Below are 23,009 nucleotides of genomic sequence, written 5' to 3'. Positions count from 1 at the left end.
TGCGGTTTTGTCGTACGACTCACCTCCCGGTCAACAGAGTTCCGTTACCCAACCGTGATGATGTGAAGGCATCCTCACAAGTCCACATGTCACAGCGTCAGATACCCCTCGTCGATGTCGACTTATTGATCGAGCCCCACTTGACCAGCCCGAACGCTCAACCATTCTGCGACCAGTTGGCCGCCCTTGGAGGCGTTGCATGGCCCGCACGCAGGTGTCAGGTTGGCGAATATGTGAAGACCACCTCTCGCAAGCGGACGAATATGGTCCACCTCCGCAGCCAGCGTTTCGCTGAATGCTCTGTCGCAGTAGGTACAGCTCCACCACTCCAGTTCCTCCCACCGTCGCAGAACGTCACGACGAGACAGAGTGGGAGGGTCAGGAATGCGACGGATGGGCGTGATGTGTATGGGTCTTGGGACGGGACGTGGAAACCGTACACGGCAGTTACGGGGATGGATTTCTAGCCGCTCAAGTCGCTCGGTTGACGTCACCCCCGCTCCCGCTCCGCGATGTGTGCCGCCTCCGGATTGGCTCGGTACCACGGATCGTTGTCGATCATCGTGTTCGCCGTCTTCATGTAGAGCGAGCCCCACGACGCTCCACCGACGTCGGGATCGGTTCCGAGTGGGATGCCGCGTAGGGTCATCGTCATGGCCTCACCAATTTCCCGGGCAATGTCCGGAGCCTCGTTGTCAGTGGCGTCTGCGATGATTTCGTCATGGACCGGAAGCAGCACGTGCTGCGTCAGACCACGGGCGTGAATCTCCAACAGCCCTTGCGCAAAGATGTCCCTTGCGGTGCTCTGGATCTCCCCGTTGAAGCTGGCGTAGGCAGCATCACGATCGAAGACGAGCCGGCGTCCCGACGGGGTGCGCAGTGTGTAGCCATCGCGGATGACTTGCGCTTGCAGGCTTCGGATGTACCGGGCCAACCTTGGATAGGTTCGCTTGTATCCGCGGACAGCAGCCTGCGCCTCAGGGAGCGTGAGACCGGTCTGTGCTGCGATTGTCTTCGCTCCTCCCCCATAGGCGACCCCGAGTTGCACCACCTTGGCCACCTTCCTCTGAGCCGGTACGAAGTCCGGTCCGTAGACCGACGCTGCCGTCAAATTGTGCAGGTCATCGCCGCGGAGGATCGCGGCCGTCATCCGCTCGTCGCCACTCAGAGCCGCCATGACCCGCGGTTCGACCGACGAGTAGTCCACGGAGATCATCCGGTGTCCCTCGTCGGCAATGACTGCCCGTCGCACCTCCCACTTGCCCGACGGAAGTTGTTGGAACGGGGGGTCAGAGATCGACATCCGCGCAGTACGAGCGGCCAACGCGCCGATCTTGGGATGCACCCGATCGTTCTCGTCCGCGGTCCTGAGCATGGCATCCGCGTAGCTGGTCCTCCACTTCGAGGCCCTCTTGCTGCGGAGGATCGCCATGGCCAAGGGGTTGGGCGTGCGAGACCCGATCGGGTCCCATTGCCGGTCGACGTCGGCCAGGCGCTTCAGAACATTGCCATCGACCTGAACAGCACCTCCAGCAGTTCGTTCCTTGATCTCCTCCCCCATGCCCAGCAGTGCGGCCGACACCTGACGTGTGGAGTTAATGTTCTCAACGCCGTACTTCCGAGCTTCTTCAGCCCACCTGGCCGACTCGTCCGACAACTCCGCGGAGAGTCGGGTTGTGTACTCCCGATCAATGCGCATTCCGCGACGCTCGATCAAGGCGCAGACGTACCCCACCTCGTGCTCGAAAGGGATGAGCGAGGGGTTGATGCCCAGTTCCGCGACGCGCGCCTGCACTTTCGGCAAGAGTCGAGACGTCAGGATCACGTCCCCGCCGGCGTAAGAGAGGTAAAGAGGGTTGTCGATGTCGATGTGTCGCCAGCCGGTGTCTTTCGTGTGTCCGATCTTGTGGAACTCGTCGTAGAGGCCGGCAGCCGTGTCCGGTGCTGACGGATCGACGTAGTGGGCGCTGGCGTCCTTCAGGCCGTTGCCTATACCGCCCTGGTCCCGTCGACGAGGATCGGAGAGGTGCAGGTGGATGTAGGTGTCGAGAGTCTTCGGAGCCAACTTCTCCAGCGTGATTCCGGGCAAGTGCCTGTCGGAGGCCAGCATGTCGAAGTTTCGGTTCTGCATGGAGAGCGCTGGCAGAGTTCGGAGTGCCCACGAGGACAGGCGCTGAAGGTCGCTCCCCTTCTCTACCTGGAGAACCCATGCCTGGTTGGGTGTGCCGAACTGCGCTGTTCGGATGCGGAAGTCTCGGCTGTAGGTTGCCAAACCTGTGGTCTCTGTGTCATAGGCGACACGTTCACCAGCATTGGCACGATCGATGATGTACCGCTGGAACGCCTGGAAGTCTTCGACGGCCTGAGGCACACGGACGGGGATCTGCTGTCCCAATACTGGAAACGAATACTCGATCACGCTGCCTCCTTGGTCTGGCCGAAGATGTCCATGGGCTCCTCCGTTTGTTCAGCCGGCTCGTCAAAGCCCTCCGCAAGTCGACTTGCGGACTCCTTCTCTGCATCCGTCATGAGTCGAATGCCGTTGAAGCCCCATTGACCCTTCCGTTTGTCCTTCTTGAACTTGCGCGACTCCAGTTCCAGCGAAAGTGCCCAGCCGGAGAGGATCTCCTTACGGTCAAGCGCTGCGTCCTCCGCCCAGTCCTTGTAGGCGCGACGGACGGCCATAGGGCCTACACGTGCGCCTTCTTCCCGCACGAGACACGCCTCGATGAAGGGCTCCAGGCGGTCTTCGCTCTCGCGGTAGTCCCGCGTGGCGGTGACGACGGAGGAGGGCTCACCGAGTCCGGTCGCGTACCACTCCACGGCCCCGGCCACAGCCCACGCAAGGATGCCCTCCGCTTCCTCACGGAGCTTGGCGGGCAGCGTTGTGTCCTTGTTCCCCAGGGCGTAGGAGAAGGTCGCGTCGAAGGGGACCAGCTTGACCCGCCTCCACGTTCCCGCGTCCTGCGACAGGATCGCCGGCTTGAAGTTCCCGGCGACCATGAGTAGGAAGCTGGGAACGTACGTGAACGGGTTCTGGTTCAGGAAGCGGCACGTGATCGGGTCGCCGCCCGTGAGCTGTTTGACGAGGGCTTCGGCCAGGCGGCTGTACTTCTCTGTCTCGCTTGCCGTCACGAGCCTAGCCCCGCGAAGAGAGGCCAGCTCCGGAGACGCCTGACCGACATTCACCGACTTCTCAAAGGTGCTGAACTGTGTTGCCTGTGTGATGCCTGTGAACACGTAGATAAGTGCGTCCAGGAACACACTCTTTCCGTTGCTCCCCTGCCCGTGCAGAAACGCAAAGCAATGCTCGGACGTCGACCCCGTTATCCCATAACCGACGAGCCGCCGCATGAATGAGGGGAGTTCGCGGTGTTCGGGGAACACCTCTCCGAGGAACTGATTCCACCGGACCGCAGGGGCATCCGGGTAATACGCCACCGTCAGTCGCTTCGTGATCATGTCCGACGGACTATGGGGGGTTAGGTCGCCCGTGCGGAGGTTGACCGTTCCGTTCGCCACGGACAGCAGCTCGTGATGGGCGTCGAAGTCGCTCGCCTTCGCCGGCACACCGGGGACGGATGGGAGTTCCTTGAGGACAGCGTCGATGGACCTGTTCGACAACGCCTTCAGCGCTAGCCGCCTATTCGATTCCTCCCCACTCGCAATCAGCTCCGCCCCCATGAGATGCAACGACTCTCGAACCTTCGCTTCACCCGGAGTCCAGATCGTTCCGTCCCAGACGAGGAAGCCAAGTCCGCGGGCGTACCGCACTCCCCCACCGTCACGCGCCATGAAGTCGCGAAGACGAACCGCGATCCCGACGTCCGTCGCATCGAACATCTGACGAGCGCTGCCGCTCATCGTGGCCAGTGCGGCATCTGTAGCCGTCACGTCCTCGTCGACCTCATGAAGAGCAGGTGGAGGAGATGCTTCAACCACGGCCGCAGAACGCACGGCCTGGTGAAACTCGTCAGCGAACGCATCGGGGACTCGTTCCCGCCACGCAGTGATGTCTTCTCCGAGGTTCGGGAACCTCAGCCGGCGAACAGTTTGACCATCAGCGATCAGAGCCGAAGCGATCGAGCTCGTACCTCGTTCCCCTGCTGTATCCGGGTCGAATCCCAGAACAACATCTCGACCACGCAGTCCTTCGACGAGCTCCGCGACGAGCTGCGAATTGTTCGCCAGTCCGGCACCGCGGATGATGAGCGCGTCGTATCCGACACCGACAACAGTCAGACCGTCACCTGGGCCTTCTGTCACGATGATCGTGTCATAACCGCTGCCGGACGCGAGGATGCCGTACTTCGACCAGACCTTGCCTGGAACGTTGGTCAGGCTCATCCACCTGGCGCGGCACTTCCCCCCGATGTCGCGACCCTGGAGTCCGCGGATGATGCCGTCGAATCCGGTCAGCGGGACGGTAATACGAGGATGCCGGGTGAATCCGCGAGACAGCCAAGGCTGTGGACGATCAGCGGGAACGGCGTATCCGACGTCGAGATCTTGCGCAGCCTCCAAGCTCAGGCCGAAGCGACGGGATAGGTACTCGACTGCCTCCTCCGAAGTCTCCAGCACTCTCGACGTGCCGTCGACGAACGCGCGAAGCCCCGCGATCTCCGGGATACCTACGGTTTCCGGAGCCTTCGCGCTGATGGTGCGGGTGCCCTGGCCGTCGACGTCGAAGAGATCCTTCGGGGTGAGGTTGAGCCTCCGCAGGATGTCGTCCGTCGAGCACCCAGTACGGCAGACGACGAGGAGCCGGCCGTCGTCCTTGAGCGTGAGCTTGAGGCTGGGATGCATCCGGTCGTTATGGACTGGACACAGCGCGACATGTCCATCGTGATCCCCCTCTACGCCCTTCAGTCGCGACAGGATGTCAGTCAACTTCAACGGGTTCTCCTCTCGCTCGTCACGTACGCACAGACCCTGTGACTCCACCGATGGTCACGCCGATTCCGAGCCCTTCACGCATCTCCCAACCGCTTTTGCGATACTTCGACGGGTCCCATTTCACGAGTGACACGCGCGGCCCTTGGTGCTTGTGTGTGCCGGCTTCCAGCGCCTCGAACAGGACGTCGGATGCGGCGTCCAGAGCGCTCGGTATGTGGCGCGTATGGGCGCTTGCTAGGTCCATACACAGCGAGCACCAGCAGTTCCAAATCTCGTCGTTGTACGGATCGAATCGGCTTTTCACTCGCGCTCTCCTCTTTCGAGCATGCCGAAAGGGGCGCCCCGAAGGACGCCCCAAACTTGCTTGGATCGGCTACTTGCCTGAGTCAGTAAAGTGATCGACTCAGGCAAGTTGTGGTGCTACTCCTCGTCGTCGACCTCTTCGTAAGTGATCGACGTTGCCATTCCGCCGTAGGTGATGTAGCCCGATGCGTGCTTGTCTCCGCGGGCGAGAGCGTGCTGAATCCAGCCGTAGGCATCGTCCGTCGACATCTCACCGCCCTCCCACTCGTCACCGTCCTCAGCGACGACGAGGGTTGCGGTGAACTCAATGGTTGCTCGCTTCATACTTCGTCCTTCTGTCTGGCGGCTCGACGACGGTCCTTCATCCGGGCCAGGACGAGCGAGTCAGCTGGACATTGCCACTGATGCAGACCAACTGACTCAGTCCACTGCCAGCCGTGAGGGCGGGGAACACCGCACGCGGCACACCCCTGCGGCTCCGGTAGAGGTCTGGCATTTGCCTTCACACTGCCTCCTCTCGCGGAAGTGCTCCGTCCGGGCAGTAGTGATCGTGCTCGTGGCAGAGATAAAGCGTCTCGTCCACGAAGTGGAACTCGGATACGCCCTCGTCGCTCGCATCGTCATTCTTGCTGCGGAAGATCCCGACACCGCTTCCGTCACGTGTTCGTTGCGCGTCACTCATGCCGCTGCCTCCCGGTGCTGTTTGTCGATGTCGTACCAGCGGTCGAAGTCGCGATCCTGGAGAGCCTCCTCCATATCCAGCAGCCGGTTCATCAGCCGCACATCGGTCCGCACATCCCGCACGACGTAGCCGTCCGCGACGCCCTTCATCCTCCTCTTGACCACCGCACAGCCGAAGGGCTGGCCGGCATGGGTCGCCTCCCGGTTGGCCTGTGCGATGTAGTCGGCGAGTGTGATCGTCTTCTCTGCCTTCAGCTCCGCAGCATGGAGGTAGTAGCCGCTAACGTCACCGATGTCCTTCGAACCCATCTGCACGTTGCGATGGGCGGCAGGGTTGTGGTGTTCGCGGATGTAGGTAGTCCAGAGCGATTCCCATGCGGAACCTTTGGCTTTCGAGGGGTTAGTCATCGTCAGCCACGGGCGGCTCAACCCACACCCTGTACTCCCAGTAGTCGACACCCGTGTCAACTAGATCAGCCTCCACGACGTCGTGGACGTCACCGAGATAGCTCAAGGTGTCCCCGACGTGCCGAAGTCGGATAGTACCCACGAGGTCACTCTCCACGGTCCGTGCCTCGATGCCGCCTCCGATGGGCTGCCACTCTCCGCCGGCACGGATGACGGACTCCATATCGATGCGGACGCTCGTCTCAGGTGTCGCAGAACGCTCCGCGTCCACCTGCTTCCTGACGGCCGCTTCGAACTCCGCAACGAAACCAGCCTGCCGGTACGCCTTGTCTCCGTACCAGTCTTCGAAGACCGCCCACACGGATGGAGTGATCTCCCAGTTCTCGCCGTCGATCTCCATCGTCATGCGGACGTCCCTTCCAACGCTCGCTGAAGCGCTGCGTCTGTCTCGTCGACGCCCCTGCGGAACCAGTAGCCGCACATCCCGTTCCACTCGCCATCAAGCGCGGGAGGGACGGGGACGCCCTTGTAGTGGTCAGGAGCTCTCGTACCCGTCACTCCGTCAGGGCTCATGCGCGCTCACTCCGCAGCTCCCGCGACTTGCCGCTGAACATGTCACTCAGTCGGTCGAAGACACGCTCCTCGACGGGGTCTACGGCCTCCCAGTACGCGGAGCGGGCAACCTCGGCAAGATCCACCAACACGTCAGCCAGAAGCGCGCGCACATCGACGTCAGGACGAACCTCAGTCAGCGGTCCGTGGTCGCTCGCGACATCCTCAATGGACACCATGGACCCCACGAACATCGTCTTCCCGTTGGCACGCTCGACCAACTTCAGCCATCCCGGCTCGTACTCTTCCCACGTGTCGCCGTCGCAGTCTTTGAAACGACGAAGTGTGTCAGTCATTGACGCTCCCCTTCATCTCTTCGACCGCTCGTCCGACGATGCGCGGGATGATGTCGCGCAGTGTGTTGCGTTTGATCAATCCTGGATCACGGCCGACGAGGCGGAGCAACTGCTCTGGCTCGTCGGCTGTGAGGTAAAGGCAGATCGGATGTACCTTGCGGGGCTTGAAGTAGGCCCTCACCCGCCACCCCACTTCTTCGACTCAAGGTCACGCACGTCGAACGGCTCCCATGCCAGGGATGTGCGCTCGATGTAGACGCGGACGACACGCGACGTCGAGACGCTCGGGTTTCCGTATCTGACGTACGAGGGCTTCTCTCGCGACACAGCGTCCCGGGTCGCCTGCCGACGTGCGTTCTCTGCCGACTGATACGGTCCGCGGACATCGGTCTGGATCTCGTCGTGCCACTCGTCCAGGTAGATGGGAACGTGGCGGTTGTCTCGCCAATGGTGCTCCGGATTGAGCTTACGTGTTTGGTACTCCACAACGGATCGCCACTGTTCCATTTCGTTGAGTCCGCCGTCGGTTGCCATCAGCTCTCCTCCCGATTCACAACGTGCACAAACGCGCCCCTGCTGAACGCCACCCCGACCGCTTCCCAGTACTTCGGCCAGTCCTTGCGCGATGTCGCGGAGTGGAAGACGTAGACACAATCGTCCGGGCCGGCGTTGCGTAGGTCGCCAAGGGCGGGTGCGTTGGCGTCTTCGATGGTGTGAATTGCTGTCAAGGCTCGTCCACCTCCTACGCCCAAAGCCCCCGGGACCGAAGTCACCGGGGGCTGAGGTGTGGTTAGGCCTTGGTCAGCGGTCCGTAGTAGTCCACCGCGTACTCCAGACTGCAACTGTCGTCGTCGACGTATCGCCTGCGTGGTCCGTAGTTGCCACGGACTACTCCGTTCACACGCTGGAACCGCCAGACGTCGTCGTCCCGATCGATGTATTCGTCGTTTAGGTCATACGTGACGCCTCTGTAGGTGTACGTACCAGCATCTGACTTGTCGGGGGTAGCGATCTTCTCGACGTCCTCGACCCACCATGAGTTGTATGGCGTGCCTTGGTCGCTAGCGAACTCCACCTTGTACGGAAGGCTGGAGTCTGCGCGGATGTTCCGAACAGTTCCCGTCTTTCCGCTGAACTCGCCAGGCCTCAGGTTCTGATCATCCTTGAGAACCCGCACCCGGTCACCAACCTTCACAGGTTCAGCCGGAGAAACGAGATCCAGCCGCCCCATCGGCGAACTGGACCACACCTTGCCCTCATCGTCGCGAATGGCGTACCACTCTCCATGCCCCTGGTACGGGCCGGCTTCGACGATGTACTCCGTCATCGAGGTGGACGGCCGGACTCGATCCCCCACCGCAAACGTTGTACTCAGCCTCAGAGCCTCAGGGAAGGCTGAGACACACTTCCCGACATCGTCACCGTCGACCATCTTCACGAGGTACTCCGCGGCCCTCAACGCCACATGGGTGTACGGTCCGTACTCCACCGTCGCCTTGGCGCCGCCCCTCGTCGACATAACCACAACGTCGCCCACCTTGAACACTGCCATGCTGTCTCCTCCATGAGTGCTACGTGTATGAGCCCCTGCGTCGTCGATGCGCAGGGGCCAGGATGGGGTGGTCAGACCTTGATGAGGGGACCCCAGACGTTTGCGATCTCTGCGACGGTGTCGCGGTTGTCCACGTGGTCGGTCATCGTCACGCGCGGTGTGCCATCCGGGTCAGTCCGTCCGGTGAAGGACCACACGTCGCGTTCGCTGTCCAGATACTTCGCAGTGAGATCGTATGTGACGCCGTTGTGCTCGTACGTGCGGGCCCGACGATGATCTGAGGCTTGCTCCAGCTCCGATGCCGTTCGCATCTCGTGTCCGCTATCCCTCTTGAGAACGAACCAGTCGTCGGTGTCATCGACACCCCGGAAGGGACCCGCTTCGACGGTGTGGCGGGTTCCTGACAGTGTCAGACTGTCGCCGACGGCAACGCTACGAACCGCCTTCAATGTGTCCCCGGACAGAACCCATTCCCACCGGTTGTCACCGTCGAGCCGCACGAGGTAGGTAGCGTTGCCGTGCATGGATCGGTACGGTCCGTAGGTCACAACGCCGTACTTGGCTGCACCTTTGCGAGCCTCATACCTAACCCTGTCGCCGACCTTGAACGTCGTCATACCGTCGTCTCCCCAATCACCACAACGTGCTCCGCACTGACAGTGCGAACGGCCAGCGTCTTGCGTGCGACAAAGCCGGATTCCCGACCGGTCGGCTTGACCTTCAGCATCGGCACAACACGTCCGGTGGATCGGTTGCTTTGGGTTTCCAGGACAATCGCTTCTGTCGCTCGTACGCGGTTTCCTTGACGGGTTGGGTAGGCGATGAGAGACCCGGGGCGGATCTCAGCTCCGGTGAAGTCGGTCAAGCGTGCCTTAGCCATGAGTGCTCTCCTCGATGTGAGTGTCTAGCGTGAGAAGCCGTCGGAACGCCTCGTAGGCCTGCTGCGGGCATACTCCGTTGCCGATGGCGTGCAGTTGCTTTGCCCGCGGGTCCTTCCCGCCGGGCACTAGATCCGGCACGTCTGTAACCCAGCCGTCAGGCAGACCCATGAGCCACTCAGCAAAGCGGGCCGTCAGGCGACGTCCACCCCGTGGGCCGATCTCCGTGGGGATCGGTGCTGACCGCCCCATGAGAGCCTCTTGCCTGCGAATAGCTGGTCCGTACTCGGCCCAGTCCTGCACGTCACTCGGCTCAGGGAGGCAATGCACCACGTGTCCAGGAAGCGCGTCATACTGCCCGTTGCTGTTGCGCTGATTCGGTCCGCCGTTCGGGCCGTCCGACGCCCTGGGCGTCGGGAACAGCGGGAGTCGCGACACCGAACCATCGGTATCGGTGGTGGGCGAGTCCGATGTTCGCTTCGGAAGCGCGTACAGACGTCCATCGCAGGTCATACCCGATGCGGGCCAGGTCTTCGGCGGCAACGGAGAGTCCCCGTGTTCGGATTGCTGCCACGTTCTCCAGGAAGACGAGTCGCGGTCCAAGTACCCCAACCGCTTCGCAGACGTTCTTCCAGATACCTGAGCGCTCGCCATCGATTCCCACCCTTCTACCGGCATTGCTGATGTCCTGGCAGGGAAAGCCCGCCGTGATGATGTCGACCTGGCCGACGAGCCGCACCCAGTCGAATGTTGTGATGTCACCAATGTTCGGTGCGTCGGGGAATCGATATGCCAGGATGCGACTCGCTGCCTCGTCCACCTCCGCAACGAACGCCACCTTGTCGCCCGTCAGGGCTTCGACCGTCATCCCCAGTCCGCCGTAGCCGGCGCAGAGTTCGAGAATGGGCACGGCGTCAGCCGGCGTTGAAGGACGCGAGGATCTCTCCGGGCTCTCCCCGCCCACGGATTCGCGTCACCTTGGCGTTAGATCCGTCAGCCAGGAACCCTCTGTATGCAGGATCGCTCCACGTGAAAGCCTTCCCGCTGATCGCACTGCGACCTTCGCCGGTTTCGATGCGGGTAACGAACGCAAGAGCGTCCTTCGAGGACTCCGCGCGAACCACTACTGCCTCGTGCTCGTCGTAGTCCACCGTGTCCGTACGGCTCACCTTGTACAGCGCCATCTGTTCTCCAGTGTGAGTAGAATCGTGAAAGCGGCAGTCCTTCCGAGCGCAATTCGGAAGGACTGCCGCGCTGTGTTGCGAGGGATCGTCAGGCAGCCATAGGAAGATCGCCCGCGGAACTGTCCGCAACGGAACCAAGAACCTTGATCACCGGCTTGTTGAACGAGACGTCCCGACCGGCCTTCGTGGTGTACGAAACGTTCTCGATCGCCAGCGTCGCGCGAACCGGGCCGTCGAAGGCGTCGACGTCAGCGATCAGGGTGTGCAGTACCTTGACCAGTTCCCACGAGCCGCTGTTGAAGCGGAAGATGCCCTGTTCAGGCGCGTCCGCCAATGTGAACGTCAAGTCGATGCTCGGCTTGGGTCCACGTCCCGCCCGTGCCCGGTCCTTACGGTCTTGAAGCAACGCCGGGCAGCCGCACGGCTGGCCCTTGTCCTCGTCGGGGCTGAGGTATTCGACACCGTCGCAGTGGTGAGCGAGCCCGCTCATACCGAACAGCTTCATACTCGCGTCGATCTTGTCGCTCGACTCGATGATGATCTCAACTGACGCTGCGTCGGTGAGCACTTCGAGATTGTCTTCCTTGTCGGTGTCCCACTCCTCAGGGGAACCACCGAACAGCTCCACGATCGTCTCCGCGACCACTGGATCGCCAGTGGTCACCCTCCACGCGTTCAGGGCCTCCGGCTGCTTCCCAACGAGCCGGCCTGAGCGGAAGCGGCCGACAATGTCGTTGGTGAACTGTCGATCCTTAGGCTTGCTGTCGGGGTCGGTGTCCCAGATGCGGCGCACGTTGTTTGCCATGTGTGAGTGCCTTTCGTTGCGTCTCCGTCGCAAGTGGCGACTCTCTAGTTATGTGGGGGCAACCCGCGTTTGTTTCGGTTTCCGTGAGTCGACTTACGGAGCTGTTCGATCTCGGACGCCACCCGGTGCTCATGCCGGAGCATTGCGCGGTACGTCTTCATCCGGTGCCGTGCACCTCGCCACCATGATCGATGCTGCTTCGCGCGACGTCGAGCAGAGAGCCAGGCGAGGCGGTAACGGTCGCGCTCGTCTGCGATACCTTCGTACGCCACCATGGCGTTCTCCAGCATGTCCGACCGGGAGTTCGCCTGATCCACGTAGAGAGCAGCACCGCCTTCCTTCGCTTCGGACAGGCGAAGGGCCCGTGTCAGCCGCTCGATCTCTGCGTGCGCCTCCGCAACGTCAGCGTGCATGCCGGTGAAGATGCCATCGACGTCGTCGCCTAGTTCGTCTTCCAACTGGACGATGCGCTCAGCCATGTCACGAGCGCCCCATCCCTGGTAGTACGCGTTGGTGCGTTCGTCGCGGCTGTACTCGTCGACTTCACTCATCCGTCGACACCTCTTCATCGGGGTTCCACAGCTGACAGTGGACGTCAGCAGCTATGACCACATGCAACGCAACGGACAGATGCCCCGGCATTGGCGGTAGCCCGTCCCTTTGCAACTGTTCCAACGCTGATCGCAGGTGCTCCCCTGCACTCTCCTCCGCGGTACTGGGGTGCCTCGTCCCCGGACGGTAGGCGATGAGGCGTTGGGGTCCGAATCCGTGGTCAAAGGTGATCTCGGTCCCGATGGTGGCACCGATGTCGGTGGTCGTCACGTAGACCTTGCCTGCCTCTGTTGCAGACATCCACTCCAGCACGGTTCGTTGACGTACTCGGACGGTCATGAGCTCTCCCCTATGTGTCGCACGTATCGCTGATAGGCACGCACCTTCTCCCGTGTCTGACCCAGCTCCCACCAGATCTGTTCCTGCCGCCATAGGGTGCGCGACCCTTCGCACCGCATGCACGCGGCAGCTCGCCCATGCCACGGCGTCTCACGGAAGTCGAGACGATCCTTCCGGTGGTAGCAGGAGGTGCACTTGAGCGTGTTCTTACCGTTGGGATGTGTGCGCTCGAACTCGCGGCGGATGGCGTCGGCAAGGGTGATCACACGGCCTCCAGTTCGGCCAGCCAACGTCGGTAGTTGGGAAGCGCGTCCGTCGACTCCCAACCCTGAGCCGGCTCGCCAGCCTCCAGGGCTGCGATACACGCCCGGTAGCGTGCGATCGTCTCTACCCGCCGATCGGCTGCCTTCTCCGCATCCGTCGGAAGCTCACACGTCGGCAGTTTGTCGACGATCACGAGTCGGTCAGCCCCGACGTGGACGCGATCTCTCCCGCCTTCCCAGCCTCCCCCGTACGCACGACGAACGATCTTCACCCACACGCGTCCCGACGGTGTGAAGCCGTCGATGACGCCTTCCACCAGCGCAATCGACCGCCCCACAGGGGCGCCGTAGATGCACGACGCCCCTTCCACTATGTCGACTCCACGCGCGTCCTTAGCGGTGCTCACTTCCCACCACCCGCCATGGTTGCCAACGTGGTGCACAACCAAACGCCCGCTGCATGCTCCGCCATGGTCGGGGACCACCCACGGGACTCCAGGTCACGCCTCATACCGTCGGCCGTGTCATAGACAGGCTCCAGGGCTCCGATGACCGTGAGCATGGCGAGCGAGACTTGTTCCTTCAGATCCTCCGGTGTGGGAGGTTTCGACGGTCCGAACATCATCCGCCCACCTTCGAGAGATCGCCCAGCAGTTCGCGTGCGGGCCACTCGTCGTCGACCGAACCGAAGTTCTGCACGAGCCCCAGCGCGCGACGGATAAGTTCGAGTTCTGCGAACGTCAACTCGACGTCGACTGTGCCGGTGCTCTTGATCTTCGCCATCAGCTCTCCTCTTGTGCTTCCCGAACCCAGCGCCGCTCTTCCCGACGCTTAGCGATGCGCTTCACAACGCGACGTGCAACGGCACTGCGCCGCGGAGTGCGTGTGCTCTGCGTGTCGAAGGAGCAACACGGGCAGTAGCCCCATCCGAGGACCTTGCTGCGTCGGATCACTCGGAATCCCTCGCATCCTCCATCAGGAACTTCGCCACCTGGAGGACGTCATAGACGCCCACCGTCTCGCCCCATGGCAGGTTGGAGATCAGTGCGTGTGCGGCACGGAACACGTCCGCGCGATCCATGACGTCCTCGACGGCCGACAGTTCGCCGGCTTCGATGCGGGTCATGACATCACCTCCGGGTCAGCGAGATTGGCCGCTAGTCGACGACACGGAGCCTGCGGATTCCGCACACATGCGGCGCAGTTTCCATCCCCGTCGGTGTCATTCACGCACCAACTCGGGTCGATGAGGTCAGCGGCTTCTCGGAGACTTACAGCCCTAAGGCGCATGTCTTCCGATCTGAAGACCGCGCACGACTTGGCTCTGTCCCGGATACGCTCCGCCAACTCGTGCGCGAAGCGATCGATGTGCCGGTTGGGAGTGTGTCCCTTCGGCAAGCAGACGCTCTCCAACAGGACGTACAGCTCGTCTCTCGCGCTCACCTCGTCACCACCCCTCCTCATCATCTTCGGGGTATTCAACGTCTGGGTCGATGAGTTCAGCGGCGTGCTCGACGCCTTCCTCCCACGCATCCGCGAACCGATCGACTTTGCGACGGTCGAGAGTGCGGATTCGCTCCGCAGCCTCGTGCTCCACGGTCGCGCGATACTCGTCAATGGCGTCGTCCAGTTCGAAGGAGAAGCAGACGCCGTCCCACTCGTCGGCCGCCGCAACCACCGCACGTCGTGCCTCGATGGTCCGCTTCATCGCGACAACCACGTCCCGCCCAACACCGGGGCAGTCCTCCGGAAGGTGGCCCGTGCGAATCGTCTTGCAGCGAAACGGCGGATGCTGCTCGCATTCCTCGTCGACGTTGTCGAAGTCAACGAGCCCGCAGGGTGCCTTAGGGCACGGGCAGAGGGCTTCACAGTCGCCAGGGCCACCCCAGGAGCGACCGATGTGTCGGTTCATCCCTGCACCTCCGGGTCGATTAGGTCGGCCGCTGCGTCCATACCTTGCAGATAGTCCGTTGCCGCACCCACCCAACCGCCAGCCGTTCGGATCTGCTCAGCCAGTTCGTGCGCGAACGCGTCCACCGTGTCGTTGGCACGTCGACGCTGGTCATCCGTCGCCCAACTGGGGTGTCCATGAGTCAGATCGGTCAGGACGATTTCGACGAGCTTCCTACGTGCGATCACAATGACTCCTTGTGGATTCGATGGGACGGAACCAGCGAACATCGACGGCACCGGCGCATCATTCGCTGTGCCCATGCCGGTCGAACGTTGACAGGGTCGGAAGGGTGCGGACGCTCCTGTTCGGCGTCACACCCAGGGCATGAGTCCTGCATCAGTACGTACTCATGAGCGCACCGCGGAGTGAGAGTCATGCGGCCTCCGACTCTGCGTCGTATCGGCCGTCCCGGTAGCTCTCCTCCATGTCGGACTCCGTGTATCCGCCCAGATGCGTGATCAGATGTACCGCATCGTCCGCGGACATCCGCACTGTGGCAACGGTCCTGCCGTCAGGTGCGCGGAGATGGAGGTCCGCCCACGCGCCGGCATACGCGACGTCGACCGTTCCACCATCGAAGGTGGTGAACATCAGAGGTCTTTCGCATGCGTGCTTCACGCGCTTGTCTCCTCGTCCCGCAGCTCAACAGGGATCACGTACTGACCTGCGCCCCCACCTGGCCTGGAGATCTCCCCAAGGTTGAAACGGGAGATCACGACGTATATGCGACGAGCGGTGTCGTCGTCACGGCTGCCTGCGAACTCTTGAAGCACTCGGAGTACCGCGCGACAGGCACTGGCTTCTCCGCGGTACTCGTCGACGAGGTCGGCGTTCGAAGCCTCCGCACGAAGGCGAAGATGCTCAACGTCGACGGCTTCCTTCGCAATCGTGGCGTAGAGCCGCTCCGCATATCCGTCCGCCTTGACGGGGTCTGCGGTCTTTTCGATCCAGTGCGTCAGTTCACGCATTCCGGGGGTTTCCATCGGCTCTCCTCTGCTGTGTGGATACACGCCCAAAGCCCCCGGTGCCGAAGCAACCGGGGGCTGAGGTAAACGGGAGTGTGTTCTAGGAGCGCCTCAGAAGGAGTTCTTTCTCCCACTCGGCAAGACGATGTCGACCGATGCGATACGGCAGCGCCTCATGACGGACACGCAGGTTGCGCCAGAGTGCCAGCGCGATACGGAGCCGTCTCATTCCAGCCCCAACATCAGCTCGACGAGTGTCCGTCCGAGAGTCTCGCCGGACGCCGAACCTTCGATGGACAGCCAGCACTCGGTGTAGCCCGACATCGTGAACTCTCCACCCTTCCAGCCCTCGTAGGTCGCTCCTTTAGCGCTCCGGACAGCCTCCAACATCTCCGCCACGGTCGTATCCCATGCCGGCTCGAAGGCAAGCTCGTCGTAGTAGCCGCGATATGAGTGCGGGTTGTTGAAGCCCCGTCGAACCACCTTTCCAGGATCTACCGACTCCAACAGGACGATCAGTTCGTCAAGCGTCATCGTTCTCCTCCACACATGCGTGAGAGCGGAACGCCCTATGTGGACGTTCCGCTGTGAGTGCCTTGAGTTACTTGCGCAACGCCCGTGCGACCAGAGCGGCCAGCATGTTGCCGCCCAAGACGAACAACACCGTTGTGCCGTAGCCGATCGCCGGAACGCCAGCTGCGACGCCATGAACGGCGCCGATGATGAGCATGACGAGCCAGGACTGAAGAGCCAGGGAAATGAGTGCGACGACGATGACGGCAACGCCGGCGATGGTCTCCGCAACGGCCCTACCGTTGCGACCGTTCTGCGGACGGATCGAGGTCATGCGGACTCCCCCGGGAACAGATGCGGGTAGCCCCATGGCTCCTGTGTGTCAACGAGCACCGCTCCACCGCTGATACGGCGAAAGTCGGGGCTGTACCTCATGCAATGCGGAATGAACGGATACGCAACCCTCGGTTTGCCGGCCGCATCGTCTATCTGCTCTTGCGTTGGGATGCGCCACTCCTCTGAGGTATAGAACTTCCCGCTTGCTTTGAAAAGGGTCACAGTGACCACGGTGAGCGCTGGATCCTCTACTGCGTCGCCCTGCGTGCTCACGCGGATCCCCCCTTCAGTCGTGCGATCTCACGGGCCTGGCTGACGATGGTGTTCTTCAGGTCGTCGGCGAGGGAACCAACGGGGGTGTCAGGGGCACATTCCAGAGTCTCGGGACTCGGCACTACCCACAATGCCCGGGGTTGCCAGTCCCGTTCGCTAGTCAGGATGTCATACTTTGCGCGCATCGCGTCAAGTTGCTCCTGTAGAGCATCGCGCTCCTGTTCCAGCTTCTTGTAGGCAGGATCGGTGTCCCGCATCGCAGCGCGCATGGAGTGCCACACCGATCCGTCGAGCTGTACACCGGAGAGCGCCGGGCTGGGATGTATCCTCGTGAACCCTTTCGACGAGTCCCATCTATCGGTGTGGAATGCCAGCTCCACGACCAGCGGATCAGGGTTCTCTTCGAAGTACCCGCCCTTGAAAACCACCCGCTCGCTCACACCGCCCGCCTCTCCGTGCCCGTCTCCTGCGAGCCCCCACGTGCGATCGGCCGTCCGACCACTCCGCGTTGCATGTCCGTCTCCCAGTCGAAGACTTCACGCAGCGCGAGGAACTTACGGAACACTTCGTCGTCGCACTGGACCGGCACCAGCTTCCAGCCTTCTGGCCGGACGTGGAGAACCGCTCCACCCGCCAGCTCAGGCATCGTCAGCGGCTCACCGTCGGAAGCCTGGATGATCCGGTCTGCGTAGCGGTAGGCGCTGAGCTGGAGGGCGACTGATGCGTAGACGTCCCTCGACGTCTTCCAGTCGATCACGACTCGCTCACCGTCGACGTCCGCGATGGCGTCGAAGCTGCCTGCGTACCGGTGCTCGTCGCTCCACACCGTCTCCTCCAGATGGAGGAACTTCGGCTGCACCTCGTCCAGGAACTCCAGGAACCAGCGGAGATGTTGCTTCACATCTGCGTGAACGTGACGCGGGTTGATGGTGTCGCCACGGGCAGCCCGCTCGAACAGGTCGTGAGCCATACTGCCAACATGAGCGGCGTCGCCACTCTGACGAAGGTGTGCCCGCTTCAGATAGTCGATGGCCCCTTGCGGGTCACGTCGAGCGAGCGGCAGCCACACGTCCTCGTTCTTCACGGCCGCCTCTGCCGTGACCTTGACGGCCCAGAACTTCAGGAAGCTCTTCGGCAGCTGATCGACCACCGTCGTCACGCCCGGGACCTTGATGTGTGCGTCACCGGGATCGATGTAGAAGCGGGAATCCCCGCGCTTGATCGTGCTCACTCCGGCCATGCGGCCTCCACTCGGCGTTGTTCTCGGGGTACGCCTTAGTTATGTGGGGGCACCGGGCAGATGTCACGGTTGTCGCTGAAGGATCTTCCGCGACTTCCCTCGTCCAAGCCTGGAGACAAAAAGACAAACTAGACCCCTTTTTCTAAGTCCCCTTAAGAGGTCTCTATAGGGTTAGAAAAATAGGGGTTAGTTTGTCATTTTGGCACCGCGCGGAGGAGGAGCCTGATCGACGTCAGGCGACGTTCAGGCCTTTGACCTGGGCTTTCGCGTGTGGCGACGGAGGGCGGTGACGGTGCGGGAGATCGAGGCCAGTTTGTCGTCGAGCGCCTGCCGCTGCCCGTCCGTCATGTGATGTGTGATCACATCCGTGTCCATTTGACCCACAATATTCCCGGCAACCGTCGCCAGCCTGATGTGATCAGCCGTAGCCTTCACAGGCGAGCCGGCATGCTCAGCCTCGTCAGACAGCGCGACGTCTTGCCCCCTCTTGCCGCGCTTCTTACGGGGCGTGGATGACGAGGCGTCTCGACTGACCGTTGCAGCGACCACGAGGGCCGCGTTCGTCGCACGTGAGTCCTGCTGACGTTCCAGGGGCGACGTCGGAAGCAGTCCCAGCCGCTCCACCTGGCGCGCGGTGAGCGTTTGCCGTAGAAGATTCCCGACGTGCCAACGGACGGCGCTTTGCAGCCTGTCTTTACTGTCCGCAGGGATGCCGGCTTGGCGGTACATGTCCGCCACCACCTGACGGTAGGCGGACGTCGTACCCAGCCAGTCGTCGTGCTGTCTGCGAATAGCTACCACCACGGCCGCGATGTTCTTCAGCAGGATCGTCGGCTGAAGCTCTACGCGCGCATACTCTCGTGCGTAGGCGGAGCCTCGTGCGATCAGCTCGGCCTCAGACTCATCGGTCAGATCGTCGAGCCCCAGCGCCGGCAGCGTGTCAGGGTCCACCGGGACGGGAGCGCCCCTACCTGGGCGGGCGACCTCTTTACTCATCAGGCCCTCTCATGGCGGTCACGTGGTGTACTGGGTAGAATACCGTGAGGTACTTTCTATGCCTACCCGGCTTTAGTAAAGGCAGACTCACAGACACCGCAGATGATGGGCCCTAGTGCCTCCGTCGTGCGCGAGACCCACAGTTTTCGAGGTCTCCCCTTGCACTCGCACTGGAGCGCGATACGGTCCGGCTGACCTGACCGAAGGGTCTGCGGGACGGCCAGGTGAGGCAGCGCGTCGTCGATAGCGTCTGCCAGGTGTCCCAGCAGATCCGCAAACGTCGCCCGTGTCTCGTCGGTGAGCCGCGGAGTGCTATACCCGGTGCTGACGTGACGGTCTACGCCATCCGGCCAGTGCAGCCCTACCTCGTCAGCAGCCGCCAGATACGTTCCATTGTGGTACTGGCCTCGTCGAGCCGTGTCATTGATTCCACGTCGCCAACAGAGAATGTGAGCTGCCTCGTGCAGGATCGTCTCTAGAGCTACGTCCGGGCCGTCGGTCAGCGTCTGAGCGCCGATGACGAGCCCTGTGACGACGCCAGTTGACGGGTCAGGGACGTGCCATCGCTCGGGGGCGTGGTTCGTGGATGGTGCACTTGGCGATACGACAAGTCGAGCTGGAGGAAGATCCGGCACAGACAGCCGTAGTCGCGCCCACAGGTCGTCTAGGACGCGCTGTAGTGGGCCGGGTGAGGTCGGCATGACCGGACTGTACCGCCTGCAATACAATTCCGTATCACGAGGTCCGTAAGTCGCCTCACGGAGCTTCTGACGTGCCACGCAACGCAAAAAGGGCCCCACCGTCCGTAGACGATGGGGCCCTTTTGGTTGACGCTTCACGCATCTAGTCGAGCAAGACCAGTGCTAGCTCCGGGAACTTCTCCGCCAACCACTCGTACGGGTCGCGATGGAGTGCTCGCCCCCGCGTGAGAGCGGCATGATGTGCTCGATCTCTTCGAAAGGCCCGCCGCAGAAGGCGCAGGCGTAGAGATCATGCTCCTCCCAATCGCGGAGCATGTCATCGACTGTGAACGGCTCGACGGTTGCAGCCGCCTTGCGTGCGCGACGCCTGTGAGCGGCCAGGCGGGCAGCCGCAAGGTGCCGCTCTCGGTTCTTGATGCGCCACCTTTTCTTGTGAGTCGTGCTCCGCTCTCGCCTACGGGCGTCTTCAAGCTCCCACCTTCGACCGTACCGCGCTACGACGTCCGGGTTCGCCTTGCACCAGGCTGTCCAGCTTCTATCCGCATCCCGGCGCCGCTCAAGCGATTCTGCGTCCCTGCCCCTTCGGCACAGCGCGCATACGGCACCGCGCATTCCGGCAAACTCGTCCTCAGGCTTTTCCAACCGGCAACGCTGACACGCTCGCGTTGTGAGTGTGGACGGATCGGGACTCCATAGCTTCGGCTTCGGCTTCGGCTTCGGCTTCGGCTTCGGCTTCGGCTTCGGCTTCGGCTTCGGGCGATGGTTGCGAACAGGGATACAAGGGCCGTGCAATTCCTCGCATTGACGGCACCACTTGACCCGCCCCTTCATACCGTTCCCTGGCCGAAACCCCTCCAGCAGCTTCAGTTCCCAGCAATTCACGCATGTCTTCATTTCTCTCCTCACACGCAGAAAGCCCCCTGGCTCCGAAGAACCAGGGGGCTGGATGCTGCGCTACTCGCTCGGCGTCACCTTCCGCCTCGTCGACTCGCCCATCAGGATCGGCAGAGCGATCACCCCGATAGCCACGAGCCGCTCAGCGAGCGCAGGAGCGGCCAGGGACGGGAAGATGAAGGCGCCGGCAAGGATGAGGGCCGTGAGTGCCGCACGCAGCCGTACAGGCTCCATGGCGGCCAAGGTCTGTAGTCGGACGTAGAGGCGGATGCTGAGGTCGTTCAGGTAGGCCACGAGTCGCTTCATGCGGTCCTCTCAGGTGTAGGAACGGCCGTAGTGACGGCGGGATTCGATGTCGGTGATGCGATCCGCGACGGATTCCACGAGGAGCAGGAACGTCGGCACGTCAGTGGTGTTCGGAATGACGTGGTCAGCGTCCTCAGCCGTCAGCGCGCCTTCCGATTCGTGGTCCAGGTGCGGGACGTCGGGTCGGTCGATGTAGACGAGGTGGAAGCCGGCTCGCTTCAACGCCACAGCCTCGTTCGGATACCTGACGTCGGTGATGACGCACGGTGTGCCGTTCTCATTGGCGGCCGTCACATTCTTGAGCGCGGTGCGTAGCCAGAAGACTTCGTCGATGGCTCGGATGGAGGCGCCCAGTTCTTGGAGGAGGCGACGTACCTCAGGAACCTCCTTCGACTCCTCCCACCCGTACGAACCCACCAGGTCGGACAGCCGAACGTCAGGTCGCTCGTCGACGCCCAGGAACGCCATGTCAATCTGCTCGATCAGCGGGTCCAGATTCAGCGCCGCTTCCTTCAGCGGGTCTGCGAACGCCACCCTCCGATACCCGCGGTTGTCGATGAGCCACTGTCCGGCAGTGTCCTTACCCGTCCGTGCACGACCGATGATGCCGATGTTGCCCATGCGCGCTCCCCTGCCGTCGATCCTGTCCACGTGGTTATGTGGGGGTGGCGGGAAAATGTCACGCTAGGCAGGCGCGATAGTTGTAACGGTTCCTGCCGATCCTCGGAACTTCAGTGCGCCGGCTTCGACGTAGAGGACGCCTCCACCAGTCGGGGTGGACGCTGGCACTGTGGTCGCGTTGGCCAATGCCACGACGCCGACGCCCCCGCCTAGCGAGGAAGTGTTGAGTCGGAAGCTCGTCGTCGCCTGCAACGCCGTGTCCGTGCGGAGGACGCCGGCCGCGGAGCGATACAACTTCGTATCCCTTGCGGCGATACCTGAGCCGAACTCCAGTGTGCCGTCGACGTACAGCCGGAAGCGGTCGAAAGCCTCCGTCCCTACAAGCCCTCCGATCAGGACGTCTGACGCAGTAGCCCGGTTGACGGTGACAGGCCCGGTGATAGTGCCGCCACTCACCTTCGACAGGTACTTGCTGGCAGCGTCAGCGATTGCGGCGCTCTGTGCAGATGCTGCACTTCCCGCAGGGTCTGCCCCGACGTCAGCGGCGTCCAGAATGACAACGCCCACGGCACCGTTGACGGAGGAGATCAGGTTGTCTGACCCCAGATACGTCCCGTCCACCGGCCATGCGCCGCCAGTCTTCGGTCCATACAGGGTCACATCCCCCGGTGTGAGGTCGATGTACAGGTCCCCGTTGGCGCCGGCAGCGTTGGAGGGAAGGCCAAGTCCGGTGAGGATCGTTGCGCCTGCCGGTCCAGCGGGTCCGGGGACAATGATGTACTGCCCCTGTGACGGGTCTGCTGGCGCGATGTCCGCGATGTTGACCGTGGGCGTGGTTCCCGGCAGCTGGATCGCGTAGGTGCGTCCAGTGACGTCCTGGAACCGCTCAGTGACCTGATAGGCCCACCCCGTGGGCTGCATGAGCGCGTTGTCAGTCGCCACCAGAATGACGGAGAACATCCCCGACTCGTCGAGCGTCACAGTCGACGAGCCGGCACTGATGGTGTCAGCACCGGACAGGGTAAGCAGGGCAGGGGTGGCAAAGGAGACGGTGCCCTTCAACGGTGCGCCGTCGGGACGGATGTAGCGCCCTGACAGGGTTACTGTGGCAATGCCGGGAGGCATGGTCATTCGTTCTCACCTCCGGAGGTGGGTCGTCCTATGAGTAGGTGTTCGGCGTCGTGGCCGGCTTGCCATTCACGAACGCGGGCGACGCTTTCCCGGACCTCGTCCAAGTCGTCGCGGACATCATCGATACGCGAGTTCAGCACTGCGCTGTGCGCGTCCAGATGTTCCCTCGTGAGCTCTCCCTCCGCCTCCACCGCATCCACGGCAGCGCCCTGCGTGCGACGGAGGAGAAGGGGGACGAGGGTGGTGATGGCGGCTGCGACGACAAGGGCTAGGGCGCCGACGAGGGCGACAACGATTTCAGCGCTCAAGC

39 protein-coding genes are annotated in these 23,009 nt (G+C 62.5%); all 39 read right to left on the bottom strand.

Going from position 1 to position 23,009, the window contains the following annotated elements:
* Positions 1-122: 122 nt before the first annotated feature.
* Positions 123-494: an HNH endonuclease gene (locus NBG84_RS41600; protein ID WP_425608699.1), complete on the bottom strand. Its 372-nt coding sequence runs from the start codon at positions 492-494 to the stop codon at positions 123-125.
* Positions 491-2,419: a DNA polymerase gene (locus NBG84_RS26295; RefSeq protein ID WP_250922082.1), complete on the bottom strand. Its 1,929-nt coding sequence runs from the start codon at positions 2,417-2,419 to the stop codon at positions 491-493. The genes NBG84_RS41600 and NBG84_RS26295 overlap by 4 nt, the downstream gene beginning before the upstream one ends.
* Positions 2,416-4,896 (bottom strand): phage/plasmid primase, P4 family, encoded by a 2,481-nt coding sequence (locus NBG84_RS26290; protein ID WP_250922081.1) that lies wholly within the window; start codon positions 4,894-4,896, stop codon positions 2,416-2,418. The genes NBG84_RS26295 and NBG84_RS26290 overlap by 4 nt, the downstream gene beginning before the upstream one ends.
* 420 nt (positions 4,897-5,316) lie before the next feature.
* Positions 5,317-5,523 carry a hypothetical protein gene (locus NBG84_RS26285; RefSeq protein ID WP_250922080.1) on the bottom strand — a complete coding sequence of 69 codons (207 nt, stop codon included), beginning with the start codon at positions 5,521-5,523 and terminating at the stop codon, positions 5,317-5,319.
* 178 nt (positions 5,524-5,701) lie between these two features.
* A complete protein-coding gene (locus NBG84_RS26280) occupies positions 5,702-5,881 on the bottom strand; it encodes a hypothetical protein (protein ID WP_250922079.1) in 180 nt (59 codons plus the stop codon).
* Complete coding sequence (locus tag NBG84_RS26275; protein WP_250922078.1) at positions 5,878-6,189, bottom strand: hypothetical protein; 312 nt, start codon at positions 6,187-6,189, stop codon at positions 5,878-5,880. Before NBG84_RS26275 ends, NBG84_RS26280 begins: the two co-directional genes overlap by 4 nt.
* 91 nt (positions 6,190-6,280) lie before the next feature.
* Complete coding sequence (locus NBG84_RS26270; protein ID WP_250922077.1) at positions 6,281-6,694, bottom strand: hypothetical protein; 414 nt, start codon at positions 6,692-6,694, stop codon at positions 6,281-6,283.
* Complete coding sequence (locus NBG84_RS26265; protein WP_250922076.1) at positions 6,691-6,861, bottom strand: hypothetical protein; 171 nt, start codon at positions 6,859-6,861, stop codon at positions 6,691-6,693. The genes NBG84_RS26270 and NBG84_RS26265 overlap by 4 nt, the downstream gene beginning before the upstream one ends.
* Positions 6,858-7,196, bottom strand: coding sequence for a hypothetical protein (locus tag NBG84_RS26260; protein WP_250922075.1), 339 nt, complete (start codon positions 7,194-7,196; stop codon positions 6,858-6,860). The genes NBG84_RS26265 and NBG84_RS26260 overlap by 4 nt, the downstream gene beginning before the upstream one ends.
* On the bottom strand, positions 7,189-7,377 hold the full coding sequence (locus tag NBG84_RS26255; protein WP_250922074.1) for a hypothetical protein: 189 nt from the start codon (positions 7,375-7,377) through the stop codon (positions 7,189-7,191). The genes NBG84_RS26260 and NBG84_RS26255 overlap by 8 nt, the downstream gene beginning before the upstream one ends.
* Positions 7,374-7,730 carry a hypothetical protein gene (locus NBG84_RS26250; RefSeq protein WP_250922073.1) on the bottom strand — a complete coding sequence of 119 codons (357 nt, stop codon included), beginning with the start codon at positions 7,728-7,730 and terminating at the stop codon, positions 7,374-7,376. The genes NBG84_RS26255 and NBG84_RS26250 overlap by 4 nt, the downstream gene beginning before the upstream one ends.
* Positions 7,730-7,924, bottom strand: a complete 195-nt coding sequence (locus NBG84_RS26245; protein ID WP_250922072.1) for a hypothetical protein — start codon at positions 7,922-7,924, stop codon at positions 7,730-7,732. Before NBG84_RS26245 ends, NBG84_RS26250 begins: the two co-directional genes overlap by 1 nt.
* Positions 7,925-7,986: 62 nt before the next feature.
* Positions 7,987-8,748, bottom strand: a complete 762-nt coding sequence (locus tag NBG84_RS26240) for a phiSA1p31-related protein (protein WP_250922071.1) — start codon at positions 8,746-8,748, stop codon at positions 7,987-7,989.
* Between the two features lie 71 nt (positions 8,749-8,819).
* Positions 8,820-9,365 (bottom strand): phiSA1p31-related protein, encoded by a 546-nt coding sequence (locus NBG84_RS26235; RefSeq protein ID WP_250922070.1) that lies wholly within the window; start codon positions 9,363-9,365, stop codon positions 8,820-8,822.
* Positions 9,362-9,628, bottom strand: coding sequence for a hypothetical protein (locus tag NBG84_RS26230; protein WP_250922069.1), 267 nt, complete (start codon positions 9,626-9,628; stop codon positions 9,362-9,364). Before NBG84_RS26230 ends, NBG84_RS26235 begins: the two co-directional genes overlap by 4 nt.
* A 347-nt stretch (positions 9,629-9,975) precedes the next feature.
* On the bottom strand, positions 9,976-10,536 hold the full coding sequence (locus NBG84_RS26225) for a DNA cytosine methyltransferase (RefSeq protein ID WP_250922068.1): 561 nt from the start codon (positions 10,534-10,536) through the stop codon (positions 9,976-9,978).
* A 4-nt stretch (positions 10,537-10,540) separates the two neighbouring features.
* Positions 10,541-10,810 (bottom strand): hypothetical protein, encoded by a 270-nt coding sequence (locus tag NBG84_RS26220; protein WP_250922067.1) that lies wholly within the window; start codon positions 10,808-10,810, stop codon positions 10,541-10,543.
* An 88-nt stretch (positions 10,811-10,898) separates the two neighbouring features.
* Complete coding sequence (locus NBG84_RS26215; RefSeq protein ID WP_250922066.1) at positions 10,899-11,615, bottom strand: recombination directionality factor; 717 nt, start codon at positions 11,613-11,615, stop codon at positions 10,899-10,901.
* 44 nt (positions 11,616-11,659) lie between these two features.
* Positions 11,660-12,166, bottom strand: coding sequence for a hypothetical protein (locus NBG84_RS26210; RefSeq protein ID WP_250922065.1), 507 nt, complete (start codon positions 12,164-12,166; stop codon positions 11,660-11,662).
* The gene (locus NBG84_RS26205) at positions 12,159-12,506 is read right to left on the bottom strand and encodes a hypothetical protein (protein ID WP_250922064.1); all 348 of its coding nucleotides are present in this window, start codon (positions 12,504-12,506) and stop codon (positions 12,159-12,161) included. Before NBG84_RS26205 ends, NBG84_RS26210 begins: the two co-directional genes overlap by 8 nt.
* A gap of 262 nt (positions 12,507-12,768) precedes the next feature.
* Entirely contained in the window at positions 12,769-13,176 is a 408-nt protein-coding gene (locus NBG84_RS26200) for a hypothetical protein (RefSeq protein WP_250922063.1), read from the bottom strand.
* Between the two features lie 214 nt (positions 13,177-13,390).
* Entirely contained in the window at positions 13,391-13,552 is a 162-nt protein-coding gene (locus NBG84_RS26195) for a hypothetical protein (RefSeq protein WP_250922062.1), read from the bottom strand.
* A gap of 166 nt (positions 13,553-13,718) precedes the next feature.
* On the bottom strand, positions 13,719-13,895 hold the full coding sequence (locus NBG84_RS26190) for a hypothetical protein (protein ID WP_250922061.1): 177 nt from the start codon (positions 13,893-13,895) through the stop codon (positions 13,719-13,721).
* A gap of 321 nt (positions 13,896-14,216) precedes the next feature.
* Positions 14,217-14,681, bottom strand: coding sequence for a hypothetical protein (locus NBG84_RS26185; RefSeq protein WP_250922060.1), 465 nt, complete (start codon positions 14,679-14,681; stop codon positions 14,217-14,219).
* Complete coding sequence (locus NBG84_RS26180; RefSeq protein ID WP_250922059.1) at positions 14,678-14,908, bottom strand: hypothetical protein; 231 nt, start codon at positions 14,906-14,908, stop codon at positions 14,678-14,680. Before NBG84_RS26180 ends, NBG84_RS26185 begins: the two co-directional genes overlap by 4 nt.
* Positions 14,909-15,095: 187 nt before the next feature.
* On the bottom strand, positions 15,096-15,341 hold the full coding sequence (locus tag NBG84_RS26175) for a hypothetical protein (protein WP_250922058.1): 246 nt from the start codon (positions 15,339-15,341) through the stop codon (positions 15,096-15,098).
* Complete coding sequence (locus NBG84_RS26170) at positions 15,338-15,706, bottom strand: hypothetical protein (protein ID WP_250922057.1); 369 nt, start codon at positions 15,704-15,706, stop codon at positions 15,338-15,340. Before NBG84_RS26170 ends, NBG84_RS26175 begins: the two co-directional genes overlap by 4 nt.
* Positions 15,707-15,913: 207 nt before the next feature.
* A complete protein-coding gene (locus tag NBG84_RS26165; protein WP_250922056.1) occupies positions 15,914-16,222 on the bottom strand; it encodes a hypothetical protein in 309 nt (102 codons plus the stop codon).
* Positions 16,223-16,289: 67 nt separating this feature from the next.
* A complete protein-coding gene (locus NBG84_RS26160) occupies positions 16,290-16,535 on the bottom strand; it encodes a hypothetical protein (protein ID WP_250922055.1) in 246 nt (81 codons plus the stop codon).
* Positions 16,532-16,810 carry a hypothetical protein gene (locus tag NBG84_RS26155; protein ID WP_250922054.1) on the bottom strand — a complete coding sequence of 93 codons (279 nt, stop codon included), beginning with the start codon at positions 16,808-16,810 and terminating at the stop codon, positions 16,532-16,534. The genes NBG84_RS26160 and NBG84_RS26155 overlap by 4 nt, the downstream gene beginning before the upstream one ends.
* Positions 16,807-17,250: a hypothetical protein gene (locus NBG84_RS26150; protein WP_250922053.1), complete on the bottom strand. Its 444-nt coding sequence runs from the start codon at positions 17,248-17,250 to the stop codon at positions 16,807-16,809. The genes NBG84_RS26155 and NBG84_RS26150 overlap by 4 nt, the downstream gene beginning before the upstream one ends.
* Complete coding sequence (locus tag NBG84_RS26145; protein WP_250922052.1) at positions 17,247-18,050, bottom strand: PD-(D/E)XK nuclease family protein; 804 nt, start codon at positions 18,048-18,050, stop codon at positions 17,247-17,249. The genes NBG84_RS26150 and NBG84_RS26145 overlap by 4 nt, the downstream gene beginning before the upstream one ends.
* Before the next feature lie 243 nt (positions 18,051-18,293).
* Positions 18,294-19,001 (bottom strand): hypothetical protein, encoded by a 708-nt coding sequence (locus tag NBG84_RS26140; protein ID WP_250922051.1) that lies wholly within the window; start codon positions 18,999-19,001, stop codon positions 18,294-18,296.
* Positions 19,002-19,909: 908 nt separating this feature from the next.
* Positions 19,910-20,062, bottom strand: a complete 153-nt coding sequence (locus NBG84_RS26135) for an HNH endonuclease (RefSeq protein WP_250922050.1) — start codon at positions 20,060-20,062, stop codon at positions 19,910-19,912.
* Between the two features lie 313 nt (positions 20,063-20,375).
* Positions 20,376-20,633 (bottom strand): hypothetical protein, encoded by a 258-nt coding sequence (locus NBG84_RS26130; protein ID WP_250922049.1) that lies wholly within the window; start codon positions 20,631-20,633, stop codon positions 20,376-20,378.
* A gap of 68 nt (positions 20,634-20,701) precedes the next feature.
* Complete coding sequence (locus NBG84_RS26125; RefSeq protein ID WP_250922048.1) at positions 20,702-20,947, bottom strand: hypothetical protein; 246 nt, start codon at positions 20,945-20,947, stop codon at positions 20,702-20,704.
* Positions 20,948-20,956: 9 nt separating this feature from the next.
* On the bottom strand, positions 20,957-21,568 hold the full coding sequence (locus NBG84_RS26120) for a deoxynucleotide monophosphate kinase family protein (protein WP_250922047.1): 612 nt from the start codon (positions 21,566-21,568) through the stop codon (positions 20,957-20,959).
* Between the two features lie 63 nt (positions 21,569-21,631).
* Positions 21,632-22,699 (bottom strand): hypothetical protein, encoded by a 1,068-nt coding sequence (locus tag NBG84_RS26115; protein WP_250922046.1) that lies wholly within the window; start codon positions 22,697-22,699, stop codon positions 21,632-21,634.
* On the bottom strand, positions 22,696-23,007 hold the full coding sequence (locus tag NBG84_RS26110) for a hypothetical protein (protein ID WP_250922045.1): 312 nt from the start codon (positions 23,005-23,007) through the stop codon (positions 22,696-22,698). The genes NBG84_RS26115 and NBG84_RS26110 overlap by 4 nt, the downstream gene beginning before the upstream one ends.
* Positions 23,008-23,009: the final 2 nt, after the last annotated feature.

It is taken from the genome of Streptomyces albipurpureus (assembly GCF_023701525.1).
GTDB lineage: Bacteria > Actinomycetota > Actinomycetes > Streptomycetales > Streptomycetaceae > Streptomyces > Streptomyces albipurpureus.
Note: the sequence above shows the minus strand (reverse complement) of the source record. Positions and strands in the feature narration are given on the sequence as shown.

What these genes read in the sequence shown, in the direction of transcription:
- NBG84_RS26285 (WP_250922080.1), bottom strand. Translation starts at nt 5,523, where the DNA reads ATGAAGCGAGCAACCATTGAGTTCACCGCAACCCTCGTCGTCGCTGAG.
- NBG84_RS26280 (WP_250922079.1), bottom strand. Translation starts at nt 5,881, where the DNA reads ATGAGTGACGCGCAACGAACACGTGACGGAAGCGGTGTCGGGATCTTC.
- NBG84_RS26275 (WP_250922078.1), bottom strand. Translation starts at nt 6,189, where the DNA reads ATGGGTTCGAAGGACATCGGTGACGTTAGCGGCTACTACCTCCATGCT.
- NBG84_RS26270 (WP_250922077.1), bottom strand. Translation starts at nt 6,694, where the DNA reads ATGACGATGGAGATCGACGGCGAGAACTGGGAGATCACTCCATCCGTG.
- NBG84_RS26265 (WP_250922076.1), bottom strand. Translation starts at nt 6,861, where the DNA reads ATGAGCCCTGACGGAGTGACGGGTACGAGAGCTCCTGACCACTACAAG.
- NBG84_RS26260 (WP_250922075.1), bottom strand. Translation starts at nt 7,196, where the DNA reads ATGACTGACACACTTCGTCGTTTCAAAGACTGCGACGGCGACACGTGG.
- NBG84_RS26250 (WP_250922073.1), bottom strand. Translation starts at nt 7,730, where the DNA reads ATGGCAACCGACGGCGGACTCAACGAAATGGAACAGTGGCGATCCGTT.
- NBG84_RS26240 (WP_250922071.1), bottom strand. Translation starts at nt 8,748, where the DNA reads ATGGCAGTGTTCAAGGTGGGCGACGTTGTGGTTATGTCGACGAGGGGC.
- NBG84_RS26235 (WP_250922070.1), bottom strand. Translation starts at nt 9,365, where the DNA reads ATGACGACGTTCAAGGTCGGCGACAGGGTTAGGTATGAGGCTCGCAAA.
- NBG84_RS26230 (WP_250922069.1), bottom strand. Translation starts at nt 9,628, where the DNA reads ATGGCTAAGGCACGCTTGACCGACTTCACCGGAGCTGAGATCCGCCCC.
- NBG84_RS26220 (WP_250922067.1), bottom strand. Translation starts at nt 10,810, where the DNA reads ATGGCGCTGTACAAGGTGAGCCGTACGGACACGGTGGACTACGACGAG.
- NBG84_RS26215 (WP_250922066.1), bottom strand. Translation starts at nt 11,615, where the DNA reads ATGGCAAACAACGTGCGCCGCATCTGGGACACCGACCCCGACAGCAAG.
- NBG84_RS26210 (WP_250922065.1), bottom strand. Translation starts at nt 12,166, where the DNA reads ATGAGTGAAGTCGACGAGTACAGCCGCGACGAACGCACCAACGCGTAC.
- NBG84_RS26205 (WP_250922064.1), bottom strand. Translation starts at nt 12,506, where the DNA reads ATGACCGTCCGAGTACGTCAACGAACCGTGCTGGAGTGGATGTCTGCA.
- NBG84_RS26195 (WP_250922062.1), bottom strand. Translation starts at nt 13,552, where the DNA reads ATGGCGAAGATCAAGAGCACCGGCACAGTCGACGTCGAGTTGACGTTC.
- NBG84_RS26190 (WP_250922061.1), bottom strand. Translation starts at nt 13,895, where the DNA reads ATGACCCGCATCGAAGCCGGCGAACTGTCGGCCGTCGAGGACGTCATG.
- NBG84_RS26185 (WP_250922060.1), bottom strand. Translation starts at nt 14,681, where the DNA reads ATGAACCGACACATCGGTCGCTCCTGGGGTGGCCCTGGCGACTGTGAA.
- NBG84_RS26170 (WP_250922057.1), bottom strand. Translation starts at nt 15,706, where the DNA reads ATGGAAACCCCCGGAATGCGTGAACTGACGCACTGGATCGAAAAGACC.
- NBG84_RS26165 (WP_250922056.1), bottom strand. Translation starts at nt 16,222, where the DNA reads ATGACGCTTGACGAACTGATCGTCCTGTTGGAGTCGGTAGATCCTGGA.
- NBG84_RS26160 (WP_250922055.1), bottom strand. Translation starts at nt 16,535, where the DNA reads ATGACCTCGATCCGTCCGCAGAACGGTCGCAACGGTAGGGCCGTTGCG.
- NBG84_RS26145 (WP_250922052.1), bottom strand. Translation starts at nt 18,050, where the DNA reads ATGGCCGGAGTGAGCACGATCAAGCGCGGGGATTCCCGCTTCTACATC.
- NBG84_RS26135 (WP_250922050.1), bottom strand. Translation starts at nt 20,062, where the DNA reads ATGCTCCGCGATTGGGAGGAGCATGATCTCTACGCCTGCGCCTTCTGC.
- NBG84_RS26130 (WP_250922049.1), bottom strand. Translation starts at nt 20,633, where the DNA reads ATGCGTGAATTGCTGGGAACTGAAGCTGCTGGAGGGGTTTCGGCCAGG.
- NBG84_RS26125 (WP_250922048.1), bottom strand. Translation starts at nt 20,947, where the DNA reads ATGAAGCGACTCGTGGCCTACCTGAACGACCTCAGCATCCGCCTCTAC.
- NBG84_RS26120 (WP_250922047.1), bottom strand. Translation starts at nt 21,568, where the DNA reads ATGGGCAACATCGGCATCATCGGTCGTGCACGGACGGGTAAGGACACT.
- NBG84_RS26115 (WP_250922046.1), bottom strand. Translation starts at nt 22,699, where the DNA reads ATGACCATGCCTCCCGGCATTGCCACAGTAACCCTGTCAGGGCGCTAC.